The following is a 16,145-nucleotide window of genomic DNA, read 5'->3' on the forward strand; positions in this document are numbered from 1 at the left end:
GCCATCTACCGATAGATGTCGCACCCACCGACGAACCCTTTGACATGCGTAACCGCGCATGCAAAGCTAAATGAAAATAGTTTCCAATAACGGGGAGGGTACCCAGTGCAGTCTGCCGCCGCCGCTCATGACGAGTCCGGCCATCAGCACCGCGATGTCACCTACCCGCCGTCCCCACCGCGGGAAGTCCTCGACGCCGCCGGTGATCTGCTGCGGGCCCTCGCCGCGCCGGTGCGCATCGCGATCGTGCTGCAACTGCGCGAGTCGCAGCGCTGCGTGCACGAATTGGTCGACGCGTTGGACGTCCCGCAACCGTTGGTCAGCCAGCACCTGCGGATCCTCAAGTCGGCCGGCGTGGTGGCCGGTGAGCGCGCCGGCCGCGAGGTGATGTACCGCCTGGTCGACCACCACCTGGCCCACATCGTGGTCGACGCCGTCGCGCACGCCGAGGAAGAGCGTCCGTGAGCGCGCCCACCCGGTCCACCAAGCAGCGGGCCGCCATCGCCGCGCTGCTGGACAGCGTCGAAGAGTTCCGTTCGGCCCAGGAGTTGCACGACGAACTGCGTCGCCGCGGCGACGGCATCGGACTGACCACGGTGTACCGCACCCTGCAGTCGATGGCCGCCGCCGGCCAGGTCGACAGCCTGCGCACCGATACCGGCGAATCGCTGTACCGGCGTTGTTCGCAGGAGCATCACCACCATCACCTGGTGTGCCGGCAGTGCGGCGCCACGGTCGAGGTAGCCGGGCCCGAGGTCGAGACCTGGGCCACGGAAGTGGCTGCCGCACATGGCTTTTCCGACGTCAGCCACACCATCGAGATATTCGGGGTGTGCGCGAAGTGCGGTTGACCCGCTAGTGACTAACGGCCGTCTGCGGCTTGCCGCTGGTCTGCGGGTCCCCGCCGATCGACAGCATTTGCCGCGGGCCCGTGTACCCGTTACAAGCCCACCAGACGGAGTAATTGCCGGCCGGCACGTTGGTCATCGTGAAAGTGATGGTGCTCTGCGGAGCGGTCGTCGTGTACGGGGTGTCGTACTCCGAGAATCCGTACAGCCGCGCACCGCAGCTCGTCGATTCGTCGCGATGGTTGGTGATGCTCACGACGGCCGTGTTCGGATTCGGCGTTGAAATCTCCACGGTCGGTGTCGTGGACGCCTGTGCGACGGCGCTGCCCATCGTGAGCGCGGCACTGACTGACGAGACGACGACGGCCGCGCGGGTGGCGTTGCGCATGGCGAGCTTCCTTCCGGTGACGGTAATATTTGCTGCACTCAAAGTGAGCAAGCACGAAGGTATTGCACACAAGGCCCTCTCACCATGCAGTAAAGCCAAATTCAACCGTTTGACTGACAGTCAGCAATCGCCGGGGTGGTTCGCCATGTACGGCGTTCAGGCTGCGTTGAGCTTGTCGGCCTAACGATTGAAGATCTTGACGAGATCACCAAGCTGATCCACAGCGCGTGGCCAGAATCTATTCAACGCTGGAATTCAGCCGTTCGACCGACAACCGCCGCGCACCCAATCCAACACAGCCTCCGCAGTCAGCGGAGCCAGCACGATGTCGCCGGGATTGTGCGGATCGATCCACACCATCTCCTCGATTTCCGCCTGCACGGCCGGTGCACCGGCCAACTCCACGGCGAACAGTTCAGCGTCAACCGTGTGCCCCGGCTCGTTGGCCGCCACCGCGGTGTGGTACCCCAACTCCCGCACGTCGACGACGCCCACGCCGAGTTCCTCACGAACCTCGCGGACCAGTGCGTCTGCCGGCGTCTCCCCCGGCTCGATCTTGCCGCCGGGCTGCATGAACGCCGTCGTGCCACGCTTGCGGACCACCAGCAGCAGCCCGTCGGCATCAAGCACCACGGCGGCCACGATCCGGATGACGGTCACATCAAGTCGCGACGGATGTCGGCCCCGGTCGAGAGCACCAGCGTTATCAGCGTGCTCAGCGCGTCGTCACCGAGTCCGGCGGCCGGGAAGTTGTACCGCAGCATCACATCGGCGACCTTCTTTACCGACGATCCATTGGCCCGCGCGTCGGCGACCCGCTCCACCAGCACCACGGTGCCCAGCATGGTGCGTCCGGCGTGCCTGGCCACCCGGTCTCGAATCTTGTTGTCCAACTTCAGATCCCAGGCCAGCGGCTGGGTCAGCGAGACCAGTTCCAATCCTTCGGCGATGGTCACCACCCGCAGCGAGGCCACCGTCCCATCGTGCGTCACGGTCAGGGCGTCGTCCTCCTCCTCGACGACGCTCATCACCTCGCCGAGTACGGAAGCCAAGCGCTGCAACAACATCAGGCCCTGCCCCTCAGGCACATCATTCGGCCCTGCCCCTCAGGCACATCATTCGGCTCTGCCGAAACGTCGATTGCGGTTGACGTATTCCTCGCACGCCGCCCACAGGTCGCGGCGGTCGTAGTCAGGCCAGAGCTTGTCCTGGAACACGTATTCGGCGTAGGCCGCCTGCCACAGCATGAAGTTGCTGGCCCTCTGCTCGCCGGAAGTGCGGATGAACAGATCCACATCGGGGATGTCGGCCCGGTGCAGATGCTTGGCGAAGGACGCCTCGGTGATCCGGCTCGCGTTGATCTTGCCTTCGGCAGCTTGCTCGGCGAGTTCCTTTGCCGCCTCGACGATCTCGGTGCGCCCGCCGTAGTTCACGCAGTAGTTGACGGTGATGACGTCGTTGCCGACCGTCATCTGCTCAGCGATGTCGAACTCCTTGATGACGCTGCTCCACATCCGCGGCCGGGAACCGACCCAGCGCATGTTGACGCCCATGGCGTTGAGATTCTCCCGCCGCCGGCGCACCACCTCACGGTTGAAGCCCATCAGAAAGCGCACCTCTTCGGTGCTGCGTTTCCAGTTCTCGGTCGAGAACGCGTACACGGACAGATGCTTGATGCCCAGTTCGATGGCACCGCAGGTGATGTCGATCAGCACCGCCTCGCCCATCTTGTGGCCTTCAGTACGTCCCAGTCCGCGCTGGGTGGCCCAGCGGCCGTTGCCGTCCATCACTACGGCGACGTGATTGGGCACCTGGTCGGCGGGGATCTGTGGCGCGGCGGCCTTGGACGGATGCTGCGGCGGCCGGGCGAAGCGGCCGTTGGAGTTCGGTGGGAGTTCGGGAAAGACCACCGGCCACGTCGAGGTGTCCGGGAACACCGGGTAGTCGTCAGGCGCCGGTGGCAGCTGTGGATAGCTGGTCTTGCGCGCCCGGTTGAGTGCCATGGGCAACATCCTGCCTGAACGCCGCCGCTCGCTGGCTGGCGACCGCGGGATCAGGCCGATAAACCCGCTCCACCAGAGGCAGTGTTCGCAGCTGACGCTCCAGATGCCACTGCAGGTGCGCCGCCACCAATCCACTGGCCTGGCTGCGGTGACCCGCCGGCGAAGCTTGCGCGAACTCCCAGTCACCGTCGTGCAGCGCGGCCATCAAGTCCAGCACTCCCTGCGGCGGTGTGACCGACCCTGACGGCCGGCAGTGCACGCACACGCTGCCGCCGGCGGCCACATGAAATGCCCGGTGCGGACCGGGCGCAGCACATCGGGCACACTCGGTGATCGCCGGCGCCCAACCCGCGATACCCATGGCCCTCAGCAGGTACGCGTCGAGCAGCAGCTCCCGCGGCCGACTGCCGTCCGCAACCGCGCGCAGCGCACCGATGGTGAGCCGGTGCAACGCCGGCATCGGATTGCGTTCCTCACCGGCGAGACGTTCGGCGGTTTCCAGAATGGCGCAGCCACAGGTGTAGCGACCGTAGTCGCTGACAATGTCGCTGGCGAACGCATCAATGGCCTGGACCTGAGTGACGATGTCGAGGTTTCGCCCCGGGTGCAGTTGCACATCGATGTGGGCGAACGGTTCCAGTCGAGCACCGAATTTGCTGCGGGTACGCCGTACGCCCTTGGCCACCGCACGGACCAGACCGTGCTCACGGGTCAGCAAGGTGACGATCCGGTCGGCCTCGCCGAGTTTGTGCTGGCGCAGCACTACTGCTCGGTCTCGGTACAACCGCATCACAGTATTGTTCCATTGCTATCCGACAACACGGGTTAAGCAGCGCCTGGCGTTTTGCCGATCTATTCTCAGAACCGTCATGGCCGCGCCCTCACCGACACCACGCTTCGACACCCTGACCCAGCAGTTGTACCGGCTCGCCAGCCGCGCGACCACGTCCCAGCAACTTGTCCAAAAGTCGCTGGACGCCATCGCCTCCAGCCAGCCGACGCTCAACGCGTTCAGGGTGGTCTTCACCGAACAAGCACTCGCCGATGCTGCAGAGGCAGATCGATTGCGTGCCGCCGGCAAACAACTTCCGCTGCTCGGCGTGCCCATCGCCATCAAGGACGATGTCGACGTCGCCGGGGTGCCCACCCACTTCGGCACGGTAGGTCCGGTTGCGCCGGCCACCGAGGACGCCGAGGTGGTCCGGCGGCTGCGGGCCGTCGGCGCCGTCATCGTCGGCAAGACAAATACCTGTGAACTCGGGCAGTGGCCGTTCACGAGCGGCCCGGGGTTCGGGCACACCAGGAACCCGTGGTCACGCGAGCACACCCCGGGTGGCTCGTCCGGTGGCAGCGCCGCGGCCGTCGCGGCCGGATTGGTTACCGCGGCGATCGGCTCGGACGGTGCCGGCAGCGTGCGCATCCCCGCGGCCTGGACCCATCTGGTCGGCATCAAGCCGCAGCGCGGGCGCATCTCTACCTGGCCGCTGCCGGAGGCCTTCAACGGGATCACGGTCAATGGAGTGCTGGCCCGCACCGTGACCGACGCGGCACTCCTGCTGGACGCGGCGTCCGGTAACGCTGTCGGCGACCTGCACCAGCCGCCGCCGATCCAGGCGGCCCAAGCACTCGGCCAGGCACCGGGACCGCTACGCATCGCGCTATCAACCACGTTCCCGTTCACCTTCTTTGGGGCTCGGTTGCATCCGGAAATCTATGCCGCCATGAAAACCGTTGCGGGACATCTCGAAGAGCTCGGACACACGGTGCGGCCGTCCGACCCGGACTACGGGTTGCGGTTGTCGTGGAACTTTCTGGCCCGCTCGACGGCGGGCCTGCTGCCGTGGCATTCACGGCTCGGTCCGGACGTGATGCTGGACAAGCGAACCAAAAGCAACATCCGCACCGGGTGGCTGTTGTCCGAGTACGCATTACGCGACGCACGCAAGCGGGAGGTCGAGAGCCAGCGTCGAATCGGCTGGATTTTCAACCTGGCCGACGTGGTGCTGGCCCCGACCACTGCCCTGCCACCGCCGCGAGTCGATGCGTTCGACCGCCTCGGCTCGGTCGGCACCGACCGCGCGACGATCGCGGCCTGCCCGGGGTGCTGGCCGTGGAATGTGTTGGGTTGGCCATCGATCAACGTCCCGGCCGGCTTCACGTGCGACGGCCTGCCGATCGGCTTACAGCTGATGGGACCGGCCAACAGTGAACCGCTGCTGATCTCGCTGGCCGCCAGCCTGGAAGCGATCGGCGGCTGGGCCGGCAAGCAGCCCGACAACTGGTGGTCGTGACTGCTGCCTGCAGGCGGCTCAAAAACCAAGCTTGCCAAGCTGTTTGGGGTCACGCTGCCAGTTCTTGGCGATCTTGACCCGCAGGTCCAGATAAACCTTGGTGCCGAGCAGTTTTTCAATCTGGGTACGTGCGGCGGTACCGACCTCGCGCAGCCGGGAACCGCCCTTACCGATGACGATGCCCTTCTGGCTGTCGCGTTCGACGTAGATGATGGCGTGCACATCGACCATCTCACCCTGCTCGGGCGTGCGGCCCTGGCGTTCGCTGATCTCGTCGATCACCACGGCCAGCGAGTGCGGCAGCTCGTCGCGCACCCCTTCAAGCGCGGCCTCGCGGATGAACTCCGCCATCAGTACTTCTTCAGGCTCATCGGTCAATTCGCCATCCGGATAAAACGCCGGGCCCGGCGGCAGCTTCCCGGCCAGCACGTCGATCAGCACATCGACCTGCTCACCCTTGACCGCCGACACCGGAACGATCTCAGCGCTGCCACCGGTGAGTTCGCTGACCGCCAGCAGCTGCGCCGCGACCCGATCGCGCGGCACCTTGTCGGTCTTGGTGACCACCACCAACAGCGTGGTTCTCGGTGCGACAGTACGGATCTGCTGATAGATCCAGCGGTCACCCGGGCCGATGTTCTCGTCGGCCGGGATGCACAAGCAGATGACATCGACCTCGGAATAGGTGTCCTTGACCAACTCGTTGAGCCGCTGCCCGAGCAATGTCCGCGGGCGGTGCAGACCAGGGGTGTCCACCAGAATGATCTGGAAATCCTCGCGGTGCACGATGCCGCGGATGGTGTGTCGAGTGGTCTGCGGACGGTTCGAGGTGATGGCCACCTTGGTGCCCACCAGTGCATTGGTAAGCGTGGACTTGCCCGTATTGGGCCGGCCCACCAAACAGACGAAGCCGGAATGAAATTCACTCATCGGTCTCTCCTTCATCCACGGCCTCAACAGGTTCCGGCTCTACCGGGGTCACCAGGACCGTGCCGATGCGGACCCGGCCCCGGTGATCCCGGCCGCCCTCTGCACGCAACTGCACGTATTTCCCCTCCGGGGATCGTTGCGACGGGAAGGACACCGTGACCTCGGCACCCGGCAGCGGCACCCGGCCCAACTCGTGCGCGAGTAGGCCGCCGACGGTATCCATGTCCAGGTCATCATCGAGTTCCAGCTCGTAGATTTCGGCCAGATCCTCCAGCGGCAGCCGGGCTGCCACCCGAAAGCGATTGTCGCCCAGTGCCTCTATCGGCTGCACTTCGTCGGTGTCGTATTCGTCGGCGATCTCACCCACGATCTCCTCGAGCACGTCTTCGATCGAAACCAGCCCGGCGATCGCACCGTATTCGTCGACCAGCAGCGCCATATGGTTGTGGGTGCGCTGCATCTCGTTGAGCAGATCGTCGAGCGGTTTGGAATCCGGCACGAACACCGCCGGCCGCATCAGTTCGGCGACCATGGTGCCGCGGCCACCGTTGGTCGAGTAATAGGTCTGTTGCACAAGGTCTTTGAGATAGACCACGCCGACGACGTCGTCGACGTTCTCGCCGATCACCGGAATCCGGGAGTGGCCGCTGCGGACCGCGAGCGAGGTGGCCTGCCCGGCCGACTTGTCGCTTTCGATCCACACCATCTCGGTGCGCGGCACCATGACCTCGCGGGCCGCCGTGTCGCCGAGTTCGAACACCGACTTGATCATTCGCCGTTCGTCGTCGGCCACCACGCCACGCTGCTGAGCCAGGTCCACCACCTCCAACAGCTCGATCTCGGAGGCGAACGGGCCGTTGCGGAAACCACGACCCGGAGTCAGCGCGTTGCCGATGAGCACCAGCAGCCGGCTGATCGGGGTCAACAATACCGAAATGGCCTGCAGCGGAAGCGCCGACAGCAATGAGACGGAATACGCGTGTTGCCGACCCAGGGTTCGGGGTCCCACACCCATCGCCACGAAGCTGACCACCACCATGATGGCCGCCGCGGCCAGCAACGCCGATCCTCGACTGAGCAACCCGTCGAGATAATCGACAAGCAGCACCGTCGCCGTTATTTCGCAGGAAATACGCAGCAGCACAACAAGATTCACATACCGCGGACGTTCGTGGACGATCCGCGCCAAGCGGATTGCCCCCGGTCGTTCCTCGCGGATCAGCTCATCGACTCGAGCGATGGACACCGTGCTGATGGCGGCGTCGATCGCGGCGAACAGCCCGCCGAGGCCGATCAGCACGAGGGCGCCGATCAGCGGCGTCAATCCGGTCACGGCTGGTCGAAGAACCGCGACTTATCCAGCAGCTGACGGTCTTTCTCGGTCTGCCGGTCCTTGTGGTAGGCGTGCACCTGATCGGCCACCCACTCCTCGAGCAGTTGCCGCTGCAAGGCGAACATCTCCTTTTCCTCATCCGGCTCGGCGTGGTCGTAGCCCAGCAGATGCAGCACACCGTGCACGGTGAGCAGCGCCAGCTCGTGACCGAGTGAATGTCCTGCTGTTTCAGCCTGTTTCGCCGCGAACTCCGGACACAGCACAATGTCACCGAGCATCGACGGCCCCGGCTCCGGCGCATCCGGACGACCGCCCGGTTCCAGCTCGTCCATCGGGAAACTCATGACATCAGTGGGACCGGGCAGGTCCATCCACCGCATGTGCAGATCGGCCATCGCGGATTGGTCCACCAGGACCATCGACAGCTCAGCTGCCGGGTTGACGTCCATCTTGGCGATGACGAACCGCGCCACACTGATCAGTTCGTCCTCAGATACGTCTACACCGGACTCGTTGGAAACCTCGACCGTCACGCTGTTACCGCCTCGTCCGGCCGCCGGCTCGGCGCTGCGAGCGGTTGGCCAGACCGTGCTCGCTCATCTTGGCTTCCGCGGCTTCGTATGCATCGACGATCTCCGAAACCAGCTTGTGCCGCACCACATCTGCGCTGGTGAGTTCGGCGATGTGGATGTCCTCGATACCGTCGAGGACATGAATCGCCGCCCGCAGCCCCGACCGCGCCCCACCGGGCAGGTCGATCTGGGTCGTGTCACCGGTGACGACGATCTTGGTCCCAAAACCCAAGCGAGTCAGGAACATTTTCATCTGCTCAGCGGTGGTGTTCTGCGCTTCGTCGAGGATGACGAAGGCGTCATTAAGGGTCCTACCACGCATGAATGCCAGCGGCGCAACCTCAATGACCCCGGCTGCCATCAGCTTTGGGATCATCTCCGCGTCCATCATGTCGTGCAATGCGTCGTACAGCGGCCGCAGATACGGATCGATCTTCTCGTTGAGCGTGCCCGGCAGGAAGCCCAACCGCTCCCCGGCCTCAACCGCCGGGCGGGTCAGGATGATCCGGCTGACCTGTTTGGTCTGTAATGCGCTGACCGCCTTGGCCATTGCCAGATACGTCTTGCCGGTGCCCGCAGGCCCGATACCGAAGACGATGGTGTGCGCGTCGATCGCATCGACGTAGTGCTTCTGATTGAGCGTCTTGGGCCGAATAGTCTTGCCGCGCCGCGACAGGATGTCCAGGCTCAGCACCGCGGCCGGCGACTCCGTCACCGGGCCGGTTAGCATGCCGACACTTCGGCGGATGACGTCGGGGGTCAGCACCTGGCCGCTGGCGACGATCGCGACGAGCTCGCTGATGGCGCGTTCCGCCAATGCCACTTCGGCGGGCTGACCGGACAACGACACAGCGTTGCCACGCACGTGGATGTCCGCTGCGAGCAGGTTTTCCAGGGCCCGCAGATTCTCGTCGGCGGAACCCAACAGGCCCACCACGAGGTCAGGCGGAACATCAATGCTGCTTCGAACCGATGAATCGGGGACATCGTGCTCAGATGAGCGCGACGAGGCAGCGTTCGTCTCGCGGGGCGTCACGTGGTTTTCGTAGCCTGCTTTCTGGGGTTGTGCTGAGGGCGTTCAGTCTACCGCCGAGGCGCCGCGGCGCCCAACGAGTTCGCTGGTCATACGCAATGCGGGCGGTACCGATCCGGTACCGCCCGCGTGTTCGTCGAAGTTCACCGACTCTGGTGCACGGTGGTGTCGACCTTGGGTGCCTTCGCCTGGTAGTGGATCTCATCCAGCCAGTTCAGGTTAGAGACGCTGGCCTTGACGACGACCGTTTGCGAGGGTGCTGCTGCAGCCGGGATGGCCAAACCCACTGCGCCTGCCACCAGGCCACCAACGACCACTGCTGCGTACCCGAAATTCTTCATTACCGACTCCTACTAACGTTTCGCGCCCAACACTCGTCGGCCTGTTCCTGCCGACATAGGGTGAAACATAGGTATCCGGCAAATAATTCCGGCCATCCGAAATCTCTTCGACGATGACTAGAAATCAGGTGTTTCGTATCCGCGTCTGCGACCACAACGCGGCCGAAATTGCCGCAGATCGGGGCTCCTTGGCGCTGTTAGAGTCATGTTCCGACCGGCGAGGGTCCGCCGCGAATCGATTGTCTTTACCGGGGAGGGTCCTCTGTGCCACCGATAACACCGCCTCTCAAGGGTGGCACCCCCTCAGGTAGCCACGGTGGCGGCAACCACGGAGCACACCCCGCACCACAGCACCCGTCGACACCACCACCAGCCCCACACCCCGCACCACAACACCCGTCCGGACCACCACACTCACAGACGCCGCCGCGTCCGCAGACCTCACCCCACCCGCAAAACCCAGCGCACCCCAAGCCCCACCACGATGAGGACTCCAAGCCCAAGGGCCCCCTCGGCAGAATCAAGGAGGCCGCCGGCAAGGTCAGAGACCTCGTCGACAAGGCCGGTGAGGCGCTCGACACTGCCGAGGACATCGCCGGGAACGTCAAGAAGCTGATGGAAGGCAACCCGATGGGTGCCGTCGGGTTGCTGAACGATGCAGGCCAGCTCGCGCAGCTGCTGGCACCGGAGGCCCTCGAGACCCCCATCATTGCGGCGGGCCTGTCGACTCTTTCGGTGATGTCAGAAGGGTTCGGAGAGGGCAACCCCGATGATGGCCAGGCATTCTCCGACGGCGCCGGGCAGTTCCAGGCAGTCGGCGACGGGCTCAGCGGCGCATACCCCAACGAGTGGCACGGTACCGGTTCTTCGGCGTACTCCAATAGAAATGCCGACCAGATCGGTAGCGCCGAGCAGCTTTTGCAAGCGGACAACCTGGTTGTACAGATCCTGAGCACACAGGCTCAGCAGGTTGGCGCCGGCCGGGATCAGATGGACACCATCTCCACCGCTCTGGGCGCGATGGTTCCGATCTGCTTTGCGCTAGAACTCGACATTTTCGGCGGCACCGAAGCATCCCTTGTGCTACAAGGGATTTCAGTTGCCACCGCTCTCGCGGCGGCCGGTGTGACGATGAATACCATGATTTCTGAATCATCAAGCAACGCAGCGCAATTGCAGCGTGCGGCCACCATGTATCGAACCGCATCGGAGGCCCCGCCGTTGAACACCATGCCTCCCCCACCGACCTCTGGCAACAAAGGGGGCACCGGCGAACCGTCCAGCCCTTCCGGACCCGGCGGTAGGTCGGAGAACGGCTCCGGGAACGGATCATGTGCAGGTACCGGTGGCGGATCCAGTCCTGGCGCCGGATCTGGTGCGGGCGGTGGCAGCGGCAGCGCATCAGGCGCGGGTGGCGGGTCCGCACCAGGTGCGGGGAACGCACCGAGCATGCCGTCGATGCCACAAACGCCCAGCATCCCTACCGGAGCGAGCACCGGCGGGGGCATGGGTGCCATGCCCTCCCTACCCCAGATGGGTGGCGGTTCCGGTAGTGGTTCAGGTGGCGGTTCAGGAGGGGGGCTGCTCAGCAGCCTCGCCGGGATCGCAAGTCAGGCAGTTCAGGCCGCGACGCAGGCGGCACAGCAGGCCAAGCAGCAGGACACCACCGCGCAAGACCCGAACGCACAAGACCCGAACGCGCAGGATCCAGACAGGGACAAAGCCGTCGACCCAAGCGCCGACACAGAGGATTCAGAAGCGCAACCCGGTGACCCGAACCATTCGGGAGCTTCGGCAGGGACGGCATCGCAGGCTGGCCGTGCCCCCATCCAAGTCTCGTTCGACGACGGCGCCCGCCACGTCGAGATTTCCGTTGTTCCCGAGACGGCCAGGGGTCCCGTTCATGTGAGTCTCGATCCAGCGAACCTCTCCGCGCCACCGCGCATCACGACTGAAACGTAAGTCCGAAAGGAGCCACGAATGTCCGGTCAACTCCAGGTGATAACCTCGGAGCTAGGCGAGCTGTCCACCAAACAATCCGATGCCGCCGCGGGATTCAGCGCGGCCGGGGACACGACTTCCTATGTCGAATGGAATGTGCTGTCCACCCATGGGTTGTTGTGCATCTCGGCGCAGCAGGCCCTGTGCGCGGCCAACGAGGCCCGTAAATCTGCCTGCGAGAAAATGATGAACAAGTCCAACGATCTGGCCCAGAACCTGACCACGGCTGCGTCGCAATACGATCAAACCGACTCGCAAGAAGCGAGCGACCTCAGCAAGCGGATGAATATCTGATCAATGCCTGACAATTCTTGGGACGGCCCCGACGGCGAGTATTCAGACAGCGATCCAGATTTGTTCGGCTACCTGCCGGACTCCGACGCGGAAGACGAAAACGAAGGCGCGTCGGACCTCGACGTGTTCGGCGGCCACGCAGCCGCCGAGACAACGGCGGGCTACGACGACACTCACGAATTCGAAGATCGAAGTGGCACTGAACATTTCGACGCACATTTCAGCCTGACGCTGGACACCGATTCGTGCGCTGAGGCACTCGAGGCGCATGACACCGCATCGGCAGCCGAGGACCAGTCGCCCGGTCCGGTGTTGTTCGCGGTAGCCCATCCGACGGGCACCATCACGGCCCAGGCCACCATTGCCGGCGCCATTCGACGTGTCACGCTTACTCCGCAGGCCACTTCGATGTCCGAGGCCGAACTAGCCCGCAACATCATGGTCACGGCGAAGCTGGCCAACATGAAGGGCCGAGCGGTGCAGCGCGCGCTGATCGAAGGAATCCTGGAGTCCCAGGGCCTCGATCACGAAGAAGTCGAGGCCCTTGTCGAGATGAACGCCGCCGGCCTGCCGACGCCGCGCCAGGCTGACGCCGCGGTGGCCGAGGCCGAGGCGGCTCACCTGCGTGGCGAGTATTGACCTCAGACCTGCCAGCGGCCGGTCAGCACACCTAACGCACCCAGAGCCACTGCCGCTGCGGTGGATGTCCGCAGCACCGACGGCCCGAGCCGCACCACGATTGCGCCTGCAGAAACCAGGGCCGTCACTTCACCATCGGTGATGCCACCCTCTGGTCCGACGATCAGAGTCACCGAATCAGCTTGTGCCACAGGTATTTCAGTGAGTGGTACGGTGGCCGACTCATGCAGGACCAGCGTCACGCCGGAGCCTATAGAGGCGACCAACTCGGCGGTGGACACCGGACCCGAGACGGTCGGTACGTGCGGCCGTCGCGACTGCCGCGCCGCTGAGCGCGCTACCGCGCTCCATCGCCGCAAGCCCTTGTCCACCTTCGCGGCGCCGTCCCAGCGCGCCACGCAACGATCCGACTGCCACGCCACGAATGCGTCCGCACCGGCCTCGGTGGCCAATTCGATTGCCAGTTCGGATCGTTCGGACTTGGGCAGCGCCTGCACCACTGTCACCGACGGAACGGGAGGCGGAACTGAAGCCAGCGACAGCACCCGCGCGGTCAGCCGGCCCTTCACCGCGTCCTCAATGACGCAGTGCGCCAACGCTCCTGCACCGTCCGACAGGTCGAGTTCCTCGCCGGGACGGATGCGGCGAACCGTCGCCGCATGAAATCCCTCGTCCCCCTCGACGGTCACCAGCTCACCGGGGTCCGGTAGGGAGTCGACGTAGAACAGCGCGCGACTCACTAGACGCCCCGAAGACTCAACGCCCGCTGAATGTTTCGCGTAGGCGGCTGAACAGTCCGCCGCTGGCCGCAGCGGCCCGGGTCGACCGAACCTCCGTCACATCGCGAACCCGCTGCTCTTTGAATTTGCGCAGCAGGTCCATGTCGCGGCTCTCCAGTCGTGACGGGACCACGACGTCGATGTGCGCATGCAGATTGCCGCGTACGCCGGAGCGCAGATGCGGCAGGCCCTTGCCGCGCAGCGTGGTGACCGAGCCGGGCTGAGTGCCGGGAGCGATGGTGATCTCGGTCGGCCCGTCCAAGATTGCGTCGACGGAGATGGTGGTGCCGAGTGCAGCGTCGACCATCGGTACCGACACGGTGCAGTGCAGGTCATCACCGTCGCGTACGAAGATGTCGTGCTGCTGTTCATGCACCTCGACGTACAGGTCGCCGGCCGGGCCGCCACCGGGGCCGACCTCACCCTGGGCAGCCAGTCGCACCCGCATACCCTCGCCGACACCCGCCGGGATCTTGACGCTGACCTCGCGGCGCGCCCGCACCCGGCCGTCGCCGCCGCAGCGGTGGCAGGGATCGGGGATGACCTCGCCGACACCGCCGCACACCGGACACGGTCGCGACGTCATCACATTGCCCAGCAGGGAACGCTGGACGCTCTGCACCTCGCCCCGGCCGTGGCAGGTATCGCAGGTCACGGGCTTGGAGTCCGCGTGGGTGCCCTTGCCTTGGCACAGATCGCACAGGATCGCGGTGTCGACGGTGACCTGCTTGGTCACGCCGGTCGCGCAGTCCTCCAAATCGAGGCGCATCCGCAGCAGCGAGTCCGAACCAGGCCGCACCCGGCCGATCGGCCCGCGCGACGTGGCGCCGCCGCCGAAGAACGCCTCGAAGACGTCGCCCAGGCCCCCAAAACCGGAGAAGCCGGCTCCAGCCCCTGCGCCCCCGCCGGCACTTTCCAGCGGATCGCCGCCCATGTCGACGATGCGCCGCTTATCCGGGTCACTGAGCACCTCGTAAGCGGTGCTGATCTCCGCGAAGCGGGCCTGCGCGCCCTCGTCAGGGTTGACGTCGGGGTGCAGTTCCCGGGCCAGCCGCCGGTAGGCCTTCTTGATCTCCGAATCGCTGGCGCCCTTGCTCACGCCGAGCAGCCCGTAATAGTCGCGTGCCACGCCTAAAACCTTGCCTAATCTCTCGAAGCCACCGCGCGCCCTTATCGGGTGCCCAGGACTTCACCTATGTACAGGGCAACAGCCGCGACGTTGGCAATGGTTCCCGGATAGTCCATCCGGGTGGGTCCCACCACGCCCATACCGCCGTAAACCTTGCCCGAGCTGCCGTAGGTCGTGCTCACGACGGACGTTCCTGCCATCTGCTCGGCCTCGGTTTCGTGGCCGATGCGTACGGTGACTTTACCTGCTTCCTGCTGGGCAGCCAGCAGCCGCAGCACCACTACCTGCTCCTCCAGCGCCTCCAGCACAGACCGCAACGATCCACCGAGATCGGCGCTGTTGCGGGTCAGGTTCGCGGTGCCACCGAGAAGCAGCCGCTCTTCATGGTGTTCGACCAAGGTCTCGACCAGCACCGTCGCCGCGCGACCCACCGCGTCACCCAGGCCGCCGTGGCCGTCCAGCTGGGCTGCCAGGTCTGCCACAGCAACCGATGCCGCGGACAAGGGTTTGCCTTCCAGCGCCGCTGCGAGCCGCTCGCGCAGCTGAGATAACTCGTGGTCATTGATAGCGTCACCAAGCTCGACCACACGCTGATCGACACGGCCGGTATCGGTGATGACCACCAGCAGCAACCGCGCCGGGGTCAGGGCGACGACCTCCAGGTGCCGCACCGTCGAGCGGGACAACGTCGGGTACTGCACGATGGCGACCTGCCGCGTCAGCTGAGCCAGCAGGCGCACTGCCCGCCGCAGCACGTCATCGAGGTCAACGCCGGATTCCAGGAACTTCAGGATGGCTCGCCGCTCGCTGGATGACATGGGCTTGACGTCATCGAGGCGGTCGACGAATTCGCGGTAGCCCTTCTCGGTGGGCACCCGGCCCGAGCTGGTGTGCGGCTGGGTGATGTAGCCCTCGGCCTCCAGCACAGCCATGTCGTTACGCACGGTGGCACTCGAAACGCCGAGGTTATGGCGTTCGACGAGGGCCTTGGAACCGATCGGTTCCTTGGTGGAGACGAAGTCCGCGACAATGGCGCGCAGTACCTCGAAACGACGGTCGTCGGCACTACCCAATTCGTCACCTCCCAATCACCCCCATTTTACTGTGACGCCACAGTTAGACAGGCCGGAGTGCTCAGGTGTGGCCGCAATTACAGCGCCAAGCCGTTAGTGTCGAGGAATGCCGATGCAGTCATCGCGGACCCGATCGGCCTCACCGGAGCCCGCGACATGATCTTCAAAGGGGTCCGCGACGGGAAACCCTATCCCGATCACGGGCTGACACACCGTGAGTGGGCCCAGATTCCGCCGCGCCAACTGCGGCTCGACGAACTGGTCACCACCACCACAGTGCTGGCCTTGGATCGGTTGCTGTCTGAGGACTCGACGTTCTACGGCGACCTGTTCCCGCACGCAGTCAAATGGCAGGGCGACATTTACCTCGAAGACGGCCTGCACCGTGCAGTGCGGTCGGCCCTGCGGAACCGCGTCGTGCTGCACGCGCGGGTGTATGACATGGATGTCCCTCTGGCCCAGCAGATTTCGGATGCGACGTAGTTATACGC

General features: G+C 64.9%; 20 protein-coding genes. 8 read left to right on the top strand and 12 right to left on the bottom strand.

From position 1 onward, the window contains the following. The first annotated feature begins 105 nt into the window (after positions 1-105). From M2432_RS17055 to M2432_RS17065, 3 genes are all read left to right on the top strand, one after another. The gene (locus M2432_RS17055) at positions 106-465 is read left to right on the top strand and encodes a metalloregulator ArsR/SmtB family transcription factor (RefSeq protein WP_280828005.1); all 360 of its coding nucleotides are present in this window, start codon (positions 106-108) and stop codon (positions 463-465) included. Then, positions 462-851 carry a Fur family transcriptional regulator gene (locus M2432_RS17060; RefSeq protein WP_280828006.1) on the top strand — a complete coding sequence of 130 codons (390 nt, stop codon included), beginning with the start codon at positions 462-464 and terminating at the stop codon, positions 849-851. Before M2432_RS17055 ends, M2432_RS17060 begins: the two co-directional genes overlap by 4 nt. A gap of 113 nt (positions 852-964) precedes the next feature. Then, positions 965-1,420, top strand: coding sequence for a hypothetical protein (locus M2432_RS17065; protein WP_280828007.1), 456 nt, complete (start codon positions 965-967; stop codon positions 1,418-1,420). A 71-nt stretch (positions 1,421-1,491) separates the two neighbouring features. Here M2432_RS17065 and M2432_RS17070 read toward each other — a convergent pair whose 3' ends face one another. The 4 genes from M2432_RS17070 to recO are packed head-to-tail and all read right to left on the bottom strand — an operon-like array spanning position 1,492 to position 4,029. Continuing rightward, positions 1,492-1,896, bottom strand: coding sequence for an NUDIX domain-containing protein (locus M2432_RS17070; protein ID WP_280828008.1), 405 nt, complete (start codon positions 1,894-1,896; stop codon positions 1,492-1,494). Continuing rightward, positions 1,893-2,303, bottom strand: coding sequence for a hypothetical protein (locus tag M2432_RS17075; protein WP_280828091.1), 411 nt, complete (start codon positions 2,301-2,303; stop codon positions 1,893-1,895). The genes M2432_RS17070 and M2432_RS17075 overlap by 4 nt, the downstream gene beginning before the upstream one ends. Before the next feature lie 48 nt (positions 2,304-2,351). Further along, a complete protein-coding gene (locus M2432_RS17080) occupies positions 2,352-3,239 on the bottom strand; it encodes a decaprenyl diphosphate synthase (protein ID WP_280828009.1) in 888 nt (295 codons plus the stop codon). Next, positions 3,184-4,029: a DNA repair protein RecO gene (gene recO, locus M2432_RS17085; protein WP_280828010.1), complete on the bottom strand. Its 846-nt coding sequence runs from the start codon at positions 4,027-4,029 to the stop codon at positions 3,184-3,186. The genes M2432_RS17080 and recO overlap by 56 nt, the downstream gene beginning before the upstream one ends. Before the next feature lie 79 nt (positions 4,030-4,108). On the opposite strand from recO, the gene M2432_RS17090 reads away from it, so the two are divergent. Beyond that, a complete protein-coding gene (locus M2432_RS17090) occupies positions 4,109-5,530 on the top strand; it encodes an amidase (protein ID WP_280828011.1) in 1,422 nt (473 codons plus the stop codon). A gap of 18 nt (positions 5,531-5,548) precedes the next feature. Here M2432_RS17090 and era read toward each other — a convergent pair whose 3' ends face one another. From era to M2432_RS17115, 5 genes are all read right to left on the bottom strand, one after another. After that, positions 5,549-6,460, bottom strand: a complete 912-nt coding sequence (gene era, locus M2432_RS17095) for a GTPase Era (RefSeq protein WP_280828012.1) — start codon at positions 6,458-6,460, stop codon at positions 5,549-5,551. Next, positions 6,453-7,793, bottom strand: a complete 1,341-nt coding sequence (locus tag M2432_RS17100) for a hemolysin family protein (RefSeq protein ID WP_280828013.1) — start codon at positions 7,791-7,793, stop codon at positions 6,453-6,455. The genes era and M2432_RS17100 overlap by 8 nt, the downstream gene beginning before the upstream one ends. Continuing rightward, on the bottom strand, positions 7,790-8,326 hold the full coding sequence (gene ybeY, locus M2432_RS17105) for an rRNA maturation RNase YbeY (protein WP_280828014.1): 537 nt from the start codon (positions 8,324-8,326) through the stop codon (positions 7,790-7,792). The genes M2432_RS17100 and ybeY overlap by 4 nt, the downstream gene beginning before the upstream one ends. Before the next feature lie 4 nt (positions 8,327-8,330). Then, entirely contained in the window at positions 8,331-9,401 is a 1,071-nt protein-coding gene (locus M2432_RS17110; RefSeq protein WP_280828015.1) for a PhoH family protein, read from the bottom strand. Positions 9,402-9,541: 140 nt separating this feature from the next. Beyond that, a complete protein-coding gene (locus tag M2432_RS17115) occupies positions 9,542-9,739 on the bottom strand; it encodes a hypothetical protein (RefSeq protein WP_280828016.1) in 198 nt (65 codons plus the stop codon). 264 nt (positions 9,740-10,003) lie between these two features. Between M2432_RS17115 and M2432_RS17120 the strand changes: the two genes are divergently transcribed. Genes M2432_RS17120 through M2432_RS17130 form a run of 3 tightly spaced genes read left to right on the top strand, consistent with a single transcriptional unit; the run spans position 10,004 to position 12,673 of the window. Next, positions 10,004-11,701: an EspA/EspE family type VII secretion system effector gene (locus M2432_RS17120; RefSeq protein WP_280828017.1), complete on the top strand. Its 1,698-nt coding sequence runs from the start codon at positions 10,004-10,006 to the stop codon at positions 11,699-11,701. An 18-nt stretch (positions 11,702-11,719) separates the two neighbouring features. Further along, positions 11,720-12,034, top strand: coding sequence for an ESX-1 secretion-associated protein (locus M2432_RS17125; protein ID WP_280828018.1), 315 nt, complete (start codon positions 11,720-11,722; stop codon positions 12,032-12,034). 3 nt (positions 12,035-12,037) lie between these two features. Next, positions 12,038-12,673 (top strand): hypothetical protein, encoded by a 636-nt coding sequence (locus M2432_RS17130; protein ID WP_280828019.1) that lies wholly within the window; start codon positions 12,038-12,040, stop codon positions 12,671-12,673. Between the two features lie 2 nt (positions 12,674-12,675). Here M2432_RS17130 and M2432_RS17135 read toward each other — a convergent pair whose 3' ends face one another. Genes M2432_RS17135 through hrcA form a run of 3 tightly spaced genes read right to left on the bottom strand, consistent with a single transcriptional unit; the run spans position 12,676 to position 15,654 of the window. Continuing rightward, a complete protein-coding gene (locus M2432_RS17135; RefSeq protein ID WP_280828020.1) occupies positions 12,676-13,413 on the bottom strand; it encodes a 16S rRNA (uracil(1498)-N(3))-methyltransferase in 738 nt (245 codons plus the stop codon). Positions 13,414-13,429: 16 nt separating this feature from the next. Continuing rightward, positions 13,430-14,581, bottom strand: coding sequence for a molecular chaperone DnaJ (gene dnaJ / locus M2432_RS17140; protein WP_280828021.1), 1,152 nt, complete (start codon positions 14,579-14,581; stop codon positions 13,430-13,432). A gap of 41 nt (positions 14,582-14,622) precedes the next feature. After that, on the bottom strand, positions 14,623-15,654 hold the full coding sequence (gene hrcA / locus M2432_RS17145) for a heat-inducible transcriptional repressor HrcA (RefSeq protein WP_280828092.1): 1,032 nt from the start codon (positions 15,652-15,654) through the stop codon (positions 14,623-14,625). Between the two features lie 156 nt (positions 15,655-15,810). On the opposite strand from hrcA, the gene M2432_RS17150 reads away from it, so the two are divergent. Beyond that, a complete protein-coding gene (locus M2432_RS17150) occupies positions 15,811-16,137 on the top strand; it encodes a type II toxin-antitoxin system VapB family antitoxin (protein ID WP_280828093.1) in 327 nt (108 codons plus the stop codon). Positions 16,138-16,145 lie beyond the last annotated feature (8 nt).

The sequence above is a fragment of the Mycobacterium sp. OTB74 genome (assembly GCF_029892685.1).
In the GTDB taxonomy this organism is placed as follows: domain Bacteria; phylum Actinomycetota; class Actinomycetes; order Mycobacteriales; family Mycobacteriaceae; genus Mycobacterium.